The sequence below is a fragment of the Bradyrhizobium ferriligni genome, from assembly GCF_056837965.1.
In genome coordinates this window covers 55,654-68,022 of the sequence record NZ_JBXEJO010000012.1, presented here as the reverse complement: position 1 = coordinate 68,022, position 12,369 = coordinate 55,654, and the positions used below count along the sequence as shown (strand labels likewise).

The window sequence follows — 12,369 nt, the reverse complement described above, 5'->3', positions numbered from 1 at the left end:
CGCCAAACCGACGCCGGCCATGACGACGAGAGCGACGATCGCCCGAAGACGCCGTCTGCTGCGCTGACCGTCACCATTGCACTCGCTCCGCCTCGTTACGTCCCGAAACCGACCTGCCTTTTCGTTGGCATATTTGTGGGTATAATTCCCACGTATTCGGGGTACGTCTACCTGGAGAACCGCTGATAATGCAAGAGCTGATCGCTGCCGGTGTGATTGTCGCGATTGTTGCATTCTGCGGCGGGTATTTCTGGGCAATTGCAGGTGAAGTCAGGACGACCGCGAACAAGCGACAACGCAAATGGTAGTCCGGCGCCGTCACCTTGCTCCCGTGATTTGCCCGCGGGACGCGTTTTCAACTAAGCTCGCCGGATGGACATGCTCGTCAAGCTCTACGCCCTGCCCGATTCCCGGCCCGCCTATGATCGATTGCTCAAGGCCGGAATTGCGATGCGCCGCGCGCTCGCGCCTGAAAAGCACAAGGTCGTGGCCTGGGTGCGGGAGACATTCAGCGAGGCGTGGGCCAGCGAAGCCGAGGTTGCGTTCAGCCGCCAACCGGTTTCCTGCTTCATCGCGATCCAGCAAAAGAAGATCGTGGGATTTGCCTGCCACGACGCAGCCTGTCGCAACTTCTTTGGCCCGACCGGTGTCGCGCCGAAGGCGCAGCAGGGCGGAATCGGCAAGGCGCTGCTGTTCGCCTGCCTCGAGGACATGAAACACCAGGGCTTTGGCTACGCCATCATCGGCGGCGTCGGGCCGGCAGAATTCTATTCGAAGGCCGTCGGCGCGGTAGCGATCGAAGGCTCCGCGCCGGGAATCTATCGAGGATTGCTGTAGCTGCGCCTTTCCGGTCTTGTCGCGCTACGAGACAGACTGACAATCTCTGCGTTCACGGAGGTCGGACAATTCAAGGATGGCGGGCGGGTTGAAGATCACGACCGGCATCATCGCCGCGGTGCTGGTCATTGCGGCGGTGGCTCAGGCGCGCAGCGTGCTCGCCCCGCTTGCGGCCGCCCTGTTCATCATCGCGATCGTCTGGCCCGTTCAGCAACGGCTCCAGTCGTGGCTGCCGAAACTCCTCGCGCTCGCGGTTACCGTCGTCGTTACGACCGCTACCTGCGTCGCATTTGCCTCGCTGGCGGCGTGGGGGTTCGGCCGCGTCGGGCGCTCATTGATTACGGATGCGGCGCGGTATCAAGCCTTCTACGATGCCGCGGTGATCTGGCTCGACGGCCATGGCGTCTCCTTCGCCGGCCTTTGGGCGGAGCATTTCAATGTCGGCTGGCTGCTGCGCACCACGCAATACGTCACCGGCCGCGTCAACACCACGTTGAGTTTCTGGCTCGTCGCGCTGGTCTATGTCGTGCTGGGACTTCTCGAGGTCGAAGACGCTGGTCGACGAATCCAGCGGTTGGAGAATCGCACCGCTGCGCGCGTCCTGCTCAAGGGCAGCAAAGCGACGGCCGCCAAGTTTCGCAAATATATGCTGGTGCGGACGCAGATGAGCGCGGTCACGGGTCTCTTGGTCGGCCTGTTCGCCGCCGTGACCGGACTGCCATTCGCATTCGAATGGGGCGTGATCGCCTTTGTCCTCAACTACATTCCTTTCGTCGGCCCTTTCATCGCGACGCTGTTCCCCACGCTGCTGGCTATGACGCAGTTCGAGAGCTGGCCCGCGGTGTTTGGTGTGTTCGCCTGTCTCAACGTCATCCAGTTCGTGGTAGGCAGCTATATCGAACCGCGGGTGGCCGGCTCGACATTGTCGATCTCGCCGTTCCTGGTGCTGTTTGCGATCTTCTTCTGGAGCTCGCTTTGGGGCCTGTTCGGGACCTTCATCGGCGTGCCGATCACGCTCGCTATTCTGACGTTCTGTGCCGAGAGTCCGTCGGCCGCCTGGATCGCTGATCTGTTCGGCGGATCGCACGAAGATAAGCCGGAAGCGTCCTAGCTTCTGGCAATCTCAACCCGCTCGGGCTCGGCGAGGCAGAGCTTCCGGTCCGGGCCGACCATCATTCTGTGGATATAAAAATAACTGACTGCATCGTCAGCTCCCATCACCGGCGACGGGGCCGAGACGACCTTCGACGCACCACACGTACCGATCCAATCGATATGCCGGTGACCGTGCATCACCACCGAGCGATCGGAAAACCTTTGCAACCTGCGTACAAACCAGCTGCCGTTGATCAAGGCCGTCCCGATGCGCTCGGCAAATGTCTTCACCGGCATGGGATATTCCATCAAGTGATGATGGAGCGCGATGGTCCAGCATGCCGTCGGGAAATGACGGATCGCAGCCTCCAACCGCCCCGTTTGCGCTTCCGAAACCAAACCGAGCGCGTTGGTGAAGGAGAAGTGGGTTTCGGCGTTGGAGTTGAGAATGGCGATCCCGAGGCCACCGTCCTGGTCCGGCGGTAGGATCATTGGGAATTGATCATCGAACAGGCCGCGGAGCGCCGCCGCGCGGCGCACGCCCCCGTGCTGCGCAAATTGCGTTATCCGATCATGATAAGGGGCCAGCGCCTGGTTCAACGTGGCCGACGGTTTGCCGTAACCGTCGATGACGCGCATGCGATCGCCCTGAACGGCCGCAATCGCCGACAGGGTACGCATCTGCCGGAGCCGCTTGCCTGGGCTGAACGGCAGGTCGAGGCGCGCAGGATTGGCACGATCCACGACGTTAACATCATGATTGCCCGGAAGCATGATGATGCGTGCTGCGAGCTCGGGATGACCTGCCAATGCATCGAGAAATTCCGCCCATTCGCCGGGCCGGCCGGCGTCCGTCATGTCGCCGCTGATCAGCACATGGTCGAGCGGATCAATGGTATGAATTTCGGCAAGGCGAGCCAACACGCGATTGAAGCGTTCGTTTCCCCGCGGACCGGCGGTCCCGCTTTCGATGCGGAAGCCGTATCGCTCGCCGACCACGTGGAGATCGGACAGATGCGCAACGCGCCAGCAGCGCGCTCCGGACGGCGCCGCGTCGAATCCGGCCAGGTCGGCCGGTTGTTCCGTACTGGCGTCGGCCACGCTCCAGGCCAGTGATGCGATCGCAAGATAGCAGGACACCAGCACCACGGCGTTCGCGAAGGTTGGCAGCACAAGACGATGGATCAGAACCAGGTCATTGATGGTCGCGGTCCATTGCGAAGCAGGCCAGGCCAGGGCCGCGATCGATGCCGCCCCCACAGAGAGCAGTATGCCGGCGCCGACCGAGCACCTGCGCCGCAGCGTAGTGCGAGAGGCAGGAGTTGGGCCGGTGCGCCAGAGCAGCTCCGCCAGATGGCCCAGCGCCTCGCGTGTGAAGGCATAACTCGGTTGGACCGCGAGCGCGTTCAGTGACCAGAAGCTTGTTTCCGCGACTTGTAACAGCGGTCGTCCGCCGAGCCATCCCAACGCCGCGATCACAACCAGCGCCAGCACGGCGCCCACTTCGGACAGGGCAAGGGCGTGCTGCGAAAGGCTCGAAATCCAGGCAGACGCGACCAGTGGCGCAAGGCCGAGCAGCACGCCCGGAAGCAGAAGCGAAATCGTCCAGGCGAACAACAGTTTCGCCGGGCTTATCTCAACCAGAAGGCTACCCACGATCGCCAACAACGAACGCTGTTCCGGGCTGGCGGCATTGTCCTCAAAGTCGCCGTGGCGGGGATCAAGCAGCACGCCGACGTCCTCCGTTGCACGGCGCATTCTGTCACAAACCGCTTCAGACCAACATACGCGCTCCCGGCCCTGGTGGGTTGCGTCGTTGACACCATGCTTACCTGGAGGTTTCGCCAGGGCCTTGATCGGGAGGCTGAGGCGATCGAGAGCGGATGGTTACAGCGGTCTCGAGGCGTGCCGCAGCTTGCTTGAGCATGATCTGTTCGGAAAACCGCTTCGCACTTTTCCGGATCATGCTTCAGCGCAGCTTGCCGAAGAATTCGCGCACCTCGCCGATGAACAGCTCGGGCTGCTCGAATGCCGAGAAATGTCCGCCTTTCGGCATCTCGCTCCAGTGCTGGATGTTGCTGAAGTTCGTCTCCATCCATTTGCGGACCGGCGTGACGATCTCCTTGGGGAACGCGGCAACGCCGGTCGGCACGCTCACCTTGTGCGGGGTTCGCTTGCCCGGCCCAAAACTTTCCCAATAGAGCCGCGCCGACGACGCGGCCGTTGCGGTGACCCAGTACAGCATGACGTTGTCGAGCAGTTCGTCGCGGCTGAGGATGTTTTCCGGATGGCCGTCGCAATCGGTCCAGGCCCAGAACTTTTCGAGAATCCAGGCCGCCTGCCCGCTGGGCGAATCCGTCAGGCCATAGCCGAGCGTCTGCGGCCGCGTGGACTGCTGCTTGGAATAGCCGGAATCCCAGTCGGCATAATATTTGATGCCGTTGAGCGCCCTCGTCTCCTCCGGCGTCGGCTGCCCCTCGACATTGGGCCGGGTCGACATCGCAAGCGTGATGTGAATGCCGGCGCAATGTGCAGCATCCTGCCCGCCGATCGCAGTCGTGACCGCGGAGCCCCAGTCGCCGCCTTGCGCGAAATAGCTGGCGTAGCCGAGCCGCTGCATCAGGACGGCCCAGGCCGTCGCGATCCGGTCGACGCCCCAGCCCGTCGCTATAGGCTTGGCCGAGAAGCCGAAACCCGGCAGTGACGGGCACACCACGTGGAAGGCATCGGCAGCACGGCCGCCATGCGCCACAGGATCGGTCAGCGGCTCTATCACCTTGTGGAATTCGACCATCGATCCCGGCCAGCCATGGGTGATGATCAAGGGCCGCGCCTCCGGATGCTTCGAGCGGACATGGATGAAGTGGATGTCGAGCCCGTCGATTTCGGTGGTGAACTGACTGAAGCGGTTGAGCCGCGCCTCGCGCTGCCGCCAGTCATAGGTCTCGGCCCAATAGTGGCAGATGTCCTTGATCCAGCGCAGCGGCGCGCCCTGGCTCCAGTCGTCGACCAGCTCGGCTTCCGGCCAGCGGGTCCGGCGCAGCCGGCCGCGCAGATCCTCGAGGACATCGTCGCTGACGGCGATGCGGAACGGGCTGATGGCGGTCATGGCGTCTCCCCGGGGATGCTGAACTTTCAGGGAAAGATAGGCTGGCGCGGGTCGCCGATCAAACCCCACGCCGCAAACCTCGCCTGCACGACAAACCGCGAAGTCTGCACGACAATATCCATTATCGGCACCGCGATCTTGCTAAGACAGCAGCTGCGATGGATCGACATCAAACGCGATCGAAGCGCTGATGTCGCAGGAGATGGAGCGCGTGGTGGTAAGCTATCTGATCAGCATCCATGACAGGCAAGATGCGGTGTTGAAGTTGGGATTGCCGCTGGTCATCGCATTCTTGTCCGCCTGGATCATGATCAGGAGATGGGTGAAAAAACCCGGAATCGATTCGACCGAGTTTTCACCGGCAGTCACGTCCGCCCTGTTTGCGCCCGTGCTCCTCGTCACCTACTTCTTCGTGCTGCAATCCATCCTGGAGACAGGCGTTACCGGTCACGCGTCGCTCGTCATCTCCTATGGCGTGCTTTTCGCACCGACATTTCTTCTGCTGGTTCCATTTGGGGTAGCCTCCCTCGTGAACGTGCGCCGAGGTCGGAAGGCGCTGCCCAATTGGCTGTTGAGTGCCGTATTTGCTGCCTGGCCGATCATGCAGGTGACGTGGGCGTTATGGCTGTTCGGCGAGTGGGAATAGCTCGCTGAGCTATTTGCCGATCACCGCCTCGAGCAGCGCCTGGGCCTGCTTGGTGGCCGCGGCGAAGGCCGGCTGTTGCGGCGCGCGCTCGGTGAAGCAGCGCTTGAACGCCTCCTCGCCCTGCTGGCGCAGGTCGCCGAGCTTGTCATAGGCCTGCCTGGTTATCTGCTTGCGCTCGAGCTTCTCGGCCGCCGCGTCGGCCTTCTTGTTGTAGTCGGTGCGGATCGCGGTGCAGGCCGGCACCTGCGCGACCGGCTCGATCTCGCCATAGGCGACGTACATCTTGCCGCCGGCGAGCGCCGCTACGAACACCTCGTCGGCCTTGTCGGGGAATGAATCCTGGGTGCGGCCGGCCAGGAAGCCGTAAGCCAGGGTGACGGACGCCGGCTTGGCGATCGGCAGCTCGTCGAAATTGACCACCGCGGCATCGGTCGAGATCGCCTGGGTGTAGAGGCCTTCGAACTTCAGCGCAGCATCGATCTGCTGCGGCACGTTCTTGCTGCCCTTGTCCCACCACGTCTTGTGTTCGTGCAGCCAGCGCGTGAACAGAGGCTCGGTGGTGACGATGATATGGGCTTTCGGCTCGACGAAGCTGCCGTCGGCACGCTTTTCTCCGATCTTTGCTCCGTCCCTGCCGGTCTCGGCATCGAAGCGCAGGCCGTCCAGCATGCCGAACCCCATGTCGCCCTTATATAGAGTGTCGAGGTTGAGCTGGGAGGGAGCAAAGCCCGGCCGGGCGGGCTGGGACAGGATGGCCGTCAGCTGCCCCTTCAGCTCGTCGCGCGCGGCCGCCTCAGCCTTGTCGACGGCCTCATTGATCTTGTTGTCGTTCGACAGCTTGGCGAATTTGGCGATCACGGCGTCACGCGCGGCGATATAGCGGTCCTCCGGCGACGCGGCGCGGGCCGGCGAAAGCAGCAGGATCGGGGGAAGGACGAGGGCAAGGCGGAAAATAAAATGCATGCCCTGTGGTCGTCCGCAGGGCATGCAAGGTTCAAGGTCACGGGTACTACCAGCATATCCCTCGCCGGCAGATCCTCTGCCGGCGCAGGATCTCGTCAAGGCGAGCCGGTCAGGCCGCCTTTGTCACGATGCCGTCGTCAGGCCGCTTTGGACTTCGCCACGTGGGTGGCGATCGCGTCCATCAGCGGCGGCGACAGGCAGTCATAGGGCTCGAGCCCAAGCTCCTTGAGCCGCGACCTGATCCCGGCCATATCGGCCGGCTTGACGCCGGACTCGATCACCGACGACACGAAGGCGGCAAATCCGGGCGCAGCCGAGCCGGACTCCTGGAACAGCTCGGGATGGATGAAGTCGAGGCCATAGAACGGATGGCCCTTGTTCTCGATCCGGCCGTACATATGGGTGCCGCATCCGGTGCAGGCATGGCGCTGGATCACCGCCGCCGCATCGACGATCTTCAGCTTGTCGCCGTTCTCCAGCACGGTGACGTTCTCGCGCGGGACCACCGCGACCACCGAGAAGGTGGCGCCCGAAGGCTTCCAGCACTTGGTGCAGCCGCAGGCATGGTTGTGGGCGACGTCGCCCTTGATCCCGACCTTGACCGGCTTGTCCGCGCATTTGCAGACCAGCGTGCCGCCGGCAAAGCTGCCGGAGCCTTGCTTGACGCCATTGTCGACCGACGGGTGGATATGAACAGTCATTGACCTATCCTCCTAGTGCTTGGTGTTTTGATTTCAGAATACGACGACCGAACGGATCGATTTTCCCTCGTGCATCAGGTCGAAGCCCTTGTTGATCTCGTCGAGTTTCAGCACGTGGGTGATCATCGGATCGATCTGGATCTTTCCGCCCATGTACCAGTCGACGATCTTCGGCACGTCGGTGCGGCCGCGCGCGCCGCCGAACGCGGTGCCCTTCCAGACCCGTCCGGTGACGAGCTGGAACGGCCGGGTCGCGATCTCCTTGCCGGATTCCGCGACGCCGATCACCACCGAGACGCCCCAGCCGCGGTGGCAGGCTTCCAGCGCCTGCCGCATCACGTTGGTGTTGCCGGTGCAGTCGAAGGTGTAGTCGGCGCCGCCGTCGGTCAGGCCCACCAGGTGCTGCACGATGTCGCCCGACACCTTGGTCGGGTTGACGAAATGCGTCATGCCGAACTGCTTGCCCCAAGCCTCCTTGGAGTCATTGATGTCGACGCCGATGATCTTGTCGGCACCGACCATCTTGGCGCCCTGGATCACGTTGAGGCCGATGCCGCCGAGGCCGAACACGACCACGTTGGAGCCCGGCGTCACCTTGGCGGTGTTGACGACCGCGCCGACACCGGTGGTGACGCCGCAGCCGATGTAGCAGCTCTTGTCGAACGGCGCGTCCTCGCGAATCTTGGCCACCGCGATCTCGGGCAACACGGTGAAGTTCGAGAAGGTCGAGCAGCCCATATAGTGGAAGACTGTCTTGCCCTTGTAGCTGAACCGCGAGGTGCCGTCGGGCATCACGCCCTTGCCCTGGGTGGCGCGGATCGCGGTGCAGAGATTGGTCTTCTGGCTCAGGCAGCTTTTGCACTGCCGGCATTCCGGCGTGTAGAGCGGGATCACATGATCGCCCGGCTTGACCGACGTCACGCCGGCGCCGACCTCGCGAACGATGCCGGCACCTTCGTGCCCGAGGATCGAGGGAAAGATGCCCTCGCTGTCGAGGCCGTCGAGCGTATAGGCATCGGTGTGACAGATGCCCGTCGCCTTGATCTCGACCAGGACCTCGCCGGCCTTGGGGCCCTCCAGATCGAGCTCGACGATCTCAAGCGGCTTCTTTGCTTCAAATGCGACTGCGGCGCGGGTCTTCATCTTGGTCTCCACAAAACATCAAACAGGTTTCTCATTCGCGCCGGACACGCTCACTTCTTGTCGTTGTGACCCATGCAGGCGTCTTCCGCCTTTCCATAGGCTTCCGACTTGTCTTCGTGCTTGGCCGGCCGAACACGCCCAACCGCATCATTGGCGCGGGCGCGCAGGTAGACATAGAGGTCGTCCATGTAGCAGGCAACGTTCGGGTTATCGCCGAATGCCGGCATGACGTTTTCCTGCGCCGTCGAGACGTTCTTGCGCCCGCTCGCGACCACGCCCATGAAATCCGGATAGGTCATGGTCTTCAGCGAATTCGCCAGCGCCGGAGCGTAGGTCGATCCCATTCCGTCGGGACCGTGGCAGACGTGGCACTCCGAATGATAGCGGCGGTAGCCGGAGTAGGTGTACCAGTCCGTCGTGCCGTCGGGCGCGACCTTGAACGTCGGGTTTCCATCCTTGTCGAGATACTTGCCGTCTTCGGACTTGACGGCGGTCGGGTCGCCAGCGTCCTCGGCGGAGGCGACTCCTCCCATTGCCACGACAAAGATCGCAGCACTCACAAACCAGATCTTACGCAAAAGCATATCCTCGCGTGCAGATTGAAGACGGACCGGCGCATGGAGATCGCCCATGCGCCGGAACGAGGTTGCTCAGCTCACTGCTGCGGCAGCGAGAACACGGTGAGCGTTCCGCCGAGCGCGGTGTAGTTGCTCAGCGCGGCATAGCCGCCGACTGCGCCGAGACCGGCCGTCGGATCAGTCAGACCGGCCGCGAGGCCGATGCCTGCCCAACCGCCAACACCCGACAGAATGGCGACGTACTGCTTGCCGGCATGCTCATAGGTGGTGACGTTGCCGATGATGCCGGACGGGGTCTTGAACTTGTAGAGCTCCTTGCCCGTCTTGGCATCGACAGCCTTCAGGTAGCCTTCCAGCGTGCCGTAGAACACCACGCCGCCGGCGGTCGCGAGCGCACCCGACCAGACCGAGAACTGCTCCTTGTTCGACCACACGATCTTGCCCGTCTTGCCGTCCCAGGCGATGAAGTTGCCCATGTTGGTCTCACCGGGAGGCGGATACATCGACAGCGTCGCGCCGACATAGGGCTGACCTGCGGTGTAGCTCACCTTGAACGGCTCGTAGTCCATGCAGACGTGGTTGGTCGGCACGTAGAACAGTTGCGTGTCCGGCGAGTAGGCTGCCGGCTGCTCGTCCTTCGAGCCGAGCGCGGCCGGGCAGATGCCCTTGACGTTGACGTCCTCGCCGGCCTTGTCGGTCGACGCGGCATCAAGAACCTTCGGACGACCATAGGTCGGCGAGTCCTTCTTCATGTCGACGCCGGAGGTCCAGTTCACCTTCGGATCGTACTTCTCGGCGACCAGCAGTTCGCCGGTGGTGCGATCGAGGGTGTAGCCGAGGCCGTTACGGTCGAAGTGGGTCAGCAGCTTGCGCGCCTTGCCGTCGATCGACTGATCCGAGAGGATCATCTCGTTGACGCCGTCATAGTCCCATTCGTCATGGGGCGTCATCTGGTAGACCCACTTGGCAACGCCGGTATCCGGGTTACGCGCCCAGATCGTCATCGACCACTTGTTGTCGCCGGGACGCTGCTTCGGATTCCAGGTCGAGGGATTGCCCGACCCGTAATAGACGAGGTTCAGTTCGGGATCATAGGAGATCCAGCCCCAGGTCGCGCCGCCGCCGATCTTCCATTGATCGCCCTGCCAAGTCTTCAGGCTCGAATCCTTGCCGATCGGCTTGCCAAGCTCGGTGGTCTTGTCGTCGACCAGAAGCTGGTCATCCGGACCTTCCGAGTAGCCGCGCCAGACCTGCTTGCCGGTCTTGATGTCGTAAGCGGTCACATGAGCCTGGACGCCGAACTCACCGCCGGAAATGCCGAGCAGCACCTTGTCCTTGACCACCAGCGGCGCGGAGGTGCCGGTCGAGCCCTTGCTGGGATCGCCGTTCTTCACCGTCCATTCCACCTTGCCGGTCTTGGCATCGAGCGCCACCAGCGTGGTGTCGGCCTGGTGCAGGAAGATCTTGCCGTCGCCATAGGCAACGCCGCGGTTGACCGTGTCGCAGCACATCACCGGAATGACGTTCGGATCCTGCTTCGGTTCGTACTTCCAGACGATCTTGTTGTCCTGCGAAAGGTCAAGAGCATAGACCTTGTTTGGGAACGGGGTGTGGACGTACATCATGTTGCCGATGATCAGCGGGCCGCCCTCGTGGCCGCGCAGCACGCCGGTCGAGAACGTCCAGGCGACCTGCAACTTTCCGACGTTCGAGGCGTTGATCTGATTCAGCTTGGAGTAACGCTGATTGGCGTAGTCTCCGGCCGGCATCACCCAGTCTTTCGGGTTCTGCGACATCTTGTGGAGTTCGTCATTGGCGTTGGCAGCTCCGACGGCAAATACCGCCATTGCCCCAAGGCCGGTCGCGTAAAGCATCTTGCGCATCGTGGATTTCCTCCCAGGTTCAAGAGCTCAAGGGTTTCCGCCGAAACGGCCCCACTTCTTCCATTTTGGTGCCCCAGTCGTAGTCCTCTCGAAGCACGCTGACTTGCCCAATAGAGAAGAGCCGTTTGCTCAAAAGCGAAGCTTCGTCAGATTTTTGTCGATCGGCCCTGAATTAGCTGGAAAGCTTGCTTCATGTTGCAGGGCATCAATCGCGGCCGGCGCGATCCGGATGCCAGATTGACGCGTGCTAAGGTTGCGCTTGACGAGCCCAGAACTAAGTCGGAGGATCACCCGACATTAACCGGGAAGAAATCCCGCCACCTCCCTAAGCTATTCAGAATCAGGGAGAAGGCGCATCATCCCGGGCCAGACTTAAGCTCGGTGAGCAGTCACGTGGGGATCGAATCGGTGGCTGGAAAGATGTCCGATACAGTCCATTCTCTCAGCACGAACGGATTGACGCCCAAGCGGCAGATCCAGCGCTGGTCGGATGCGCTCACTGACCTTTGCGGCCAGTTCGACGTCGATGCGCTGGAGGGATCCTCGCTCGAAGCCCGGGTCAATTTCACGACGGTATCGCGCCTGAAACTGTGCCAGATCGAGGCAAGCCAGCACCGCATCGCGCACACCATCTCGCGCATCAAGCTGAGCGAGCACCCCTACATCAAGATCGTGTTCCAGACCCACGGCGTCTCGCATTTCGAGCAAGACGGTCTGCACTTCGACATCATGCCGGGCGACTGCTTCGCCTACGACGTGTCGTGTCCGCACACCATCATCAGCCCGTCGCTGACGCGGCACGAGGTTGTCATCGTTCCAAAGGACCTGCTCAAGGAGCGCGGCTTCCAGCTCTCCAAGATGGCGCCGTGCAAGCTGTCGGCGCGCAACGGCACCGGCCGCATCGCGTATGATTTCGTTCATGCCGCTTTCGGCGAGGCACCGACGCTGACGCCGGTCAACGCCGTCGGCGTGGCCGATGCGCTGATCGACTTGCTGCTGTTGCCGCTGCGCGAGACAGGCGCCATGTTCGACCGCGGCAGCGCCGAGGCGACCTATGTGCGGGCCCAGGGCTTCATTCGCGAACATCTGCGCGATCCGGACCTCTGCATCGACCGCATTTCGGCGGCGCTCGGCTGTTCGAAGCGCTATCTGCACATGCTGTTCAGTGATCGTGGCATGACGGTCAGCGACTACATCTGGAAAGCCCGGCTGCAGAATTGCCGGCAAGAGCTGGAGTCCCAGAACGGCAAGACCATCACGGACGTCGCGTTCTCCTGGGGCTTTTCGAGCTCGTCGCATTTCAGCCGCGTCTTCCGGAAGTATTTCGGCATCGCGCCCTCCTCCGTCCACAAGGGCCTGCACGGCGGTATGCCGGCCGACGTGGTGCTGGAATAGCGGTCCATCCGACGTGCAG

At 62.4% G+C, this 12,369-nt stretch carries 11 protein-coding genes; 4 read left to right on the top strand and 7 right to left on the bottom strand.

Features of this window, described 5'->3' with window-relative positions; all coding sequences use genetic code 11:
- Positions 1-372: 372 nt before the first annotated feature.
- A complete protein-coding gene (locus tag AC1VNY_RS09385) occupies positions 373-837 on the top strand; it encodes a GNAT family N-acetyltransferase (protein WP_069275393.1) in 465 nt (154 codons plus the stop codon).
- A 76-nt stretch (positions 838-913) separates the two neighbouring features.
- Positions 914-1,948 (top strand): AI-2E family transporter, encoded by a 1,035-nt coding sequence (locus AC1VNY_RS09380; RefSeq protein WP_482404934.1) that lies wholly within the window; start codon positions 914-916, stop codon positions 1,946-1,948.
- Here the strand turns inward: AC1VNY_RS09380 and AC1VNY_RS09375 are convergent.
- Both AC1VNY_RS09375 and AC1VNY_RS09370 read right to left on the bottom strand, forming a co-directional pair.
- Positions 1,945-3,663 (bottom strand): metallophosphoesterase family protein, encoded by a 1,719-nt coding sequence (locus AC1VNY_RS09375; RefSeq protein ID WP_369525534.1) that lies wholly within the window; start codon positions 3,661-3,663, stop codon positions 1,945-1,947. The two genes, AC1VNY_RS09380 and AC1VNY_RS09375, sit on opposite strands and share 4 nt — an antisense overlap.
- A 238-nt stretch (positions 3,664-3,901) precedes the next feature.
- On the bottom strand, positions 3,902-5,041 hold the full coding sequence (locus tag AC1VNY_RS09370) for an epoxide hydrolase family protein (protein ID WP_411781443.1): 1,140 nt from the start codon (positions 5,039-5,041) through the stop codon (positions 3,902-3,904).
- 190 nt (positions 5,042-5,231) lie between these two features.
- Between AC1VNY_RS09370 and AC1VNY_RS09365 the strand changes: the two genes are divergently transcribed.
- Positions 5,232-5,687: a hypothetical protein gene (locus AC1VNY_RS09365; protein WP_304496308.1), complete on the top strand. Its 456-nt coding sequence runs from the start codon at positions 5,232-5,234 to the stop codon at positions 5,685-5,687.
- Between the two features lie 9 nt (positions 5,688-5,696).
- On the opposite strand, the gene AC1VNY_RS09360 is transcribed toward AC1VNY_RS09365, so the two are convergent.
- The 5 genes from AC1VNY_RS09360 to xoxF5 all read right to left on the bottom strand — a co-directional run bounded on the left by AC1VNY_RS09360 (position 5,697) and on the right by xoxF5 (position 10,955).
- Positions 5,697-6,650, bottom strand: coding sequence for a hypothetical protein (locus tag AC1VNY_RS09360; protein WP_482404933.1), 954 nt, complete (start codon positions 6,648-6,650; stop codon positions 5,697-5,699).
- A gap of 137 nt (positions 6,651-6,787) precedes the next feature.
- Positions 6,788-7,351 (bottom strand): S-(hydroxymethyl)glutathione synthase, encoded by a 564-nt coding sequence (gene gfa / locus AC1VNY_RS09355; RefSeq protein WP_016847312.1) that lies wholly within the window; start codon positions 7,349-7,351, stop codon positions 6,788-6,790.
- Between the two features lie 33 nt (positions 7,352-7,384).
- On the bottom strand, positions 7,385-8,494 hold the full coding sequence (locus AC1VNY_RS09350) for an S-(hydroxymethyl)glutathione dehydrogenase/class III alcohol dehydrogenase (RefSeq protein ID WP_482404932.1): 1,110 nt from the start codon (positions 8,492-8,494) through the stop codon (positions 7,385-7,387).
- A 50-nt stretch (positions 8,495-8,544) separates the two neighbouring features.
- Entirely contained in the window at positions 8,545-9,027 is a 483-nt protein-coding gene (locus AC1VNY_RS09345; RefSeq protein WP_304500346.1) for a c-type cytochrome, methanol metabolism-related, read from the bottom strand.
- 122 nt (positions 9,028-9,149) lie between these two features.
- Positions 9,150-10,955, bottom strand: a complete 1,806-nt coding sequence (gene xoxF5 / locus AC1VNY_RS09340) for a lanthanide-dependent methanol dehydrogenase XoxF5 (RefSeq protein ID WP_482404931.1) — start codon at positions 10,953-10,955, stop codon at positions 9,150-9,152.
- 420 nt (positions 10,956-11,375) lie between these two features.
- Between xoxF5 and AC1VNY_RS09335 the strand changes: the two genes are divergently transcribed.
- Positions 11,376-12,350: a helix-turn-helix domain-containing protein gene (locus AC1VNY_RS09335; RefSeq protein WP_016847804.1), complete on the top strand. Its 975-nt coding sequence runs from the start codon at positions 11,376-11,378 to the stop codon at positions 12,348-12,350.
- Positions 12,351-12,369 lie beyond the last annotated feature (19 nt).

Excerpts from the sequence above, each read along its gene's own strand:
- AC1VNY_RS09385 (WP_069275393.1), top strand. The coding sequence starts at position 373 with ATGGACATGCTCGTCAAGCTCTACGCCCTGCCCGATTCCCGGCCCGCC.
- AC1VNY_RS09380 (WP_482404934.1), top strand. The coding sequence starts at position 914 with ATGGCGGGCGGGTTGAAGATCACGACCGGCATCATCGCCGCGGTGCTG.
- AC1VNY_RS09370 (WP_411781443.1), bottom strand. The coding sequence starts at position 5,041 with ATGACCGCCATCAGCCCGTTCCGCATCGCCGTCAGCGACGATGTCCTC.
- AC1VNY_RS09365 (WP_304496308.1), top strand. The coding sequence starts at position 5,232 with ATGTCGCAGGAGATGGAGCGCGTGGTGGTAAGCTATCTGATCAGCATC.
- AC1VNY_RS09360 (WP_482404933.1), bottom strand. The coding sequence starts at position 6,650 with ATGCATTTTATTTTCCGCCTTGCCCTCGTCCTTCCCCCGATCCTGCTG.
- gfa (WP_016847312.1), bottom strand. The coding sequence starts at position 7,351 with ATGACTGTTCATATCCACCCGTCGGTCGACAATGGCGTCAAGCAAGGC.
- AC1VNY_RS09350 (WP_482404932.1), bottom strand. The coding sequence starts at position 8,494 with ATGAAGACCCGCGCCGCAGTCGCATTTGAAGCAAAGAAGCCGCTTGAG.
- AC1VNY_RS09345 (WP_304500346.1), bottom strand. The coding sequence starts at position 9,027 with ATGGGAGGAGTCGCCTCCGCCGAGGACGCTGGCGACCCGACCGCCGTC.
- xoxF5 (WP_482404931.1), bottom strand. The coding sequence starts at position 10,955 with ATGCGCAAGATGCTTTACGCGACCGGCCTTGGGGCAATGGCGGTATTT.
- AC1VNY_RS09335 (WP_016847804.1), top strand. The coding sequence starts at position 11,376 with ATGTCCGATACAGTCCATTCTCTCAGCACGAACGGATTGACGCCCAAG.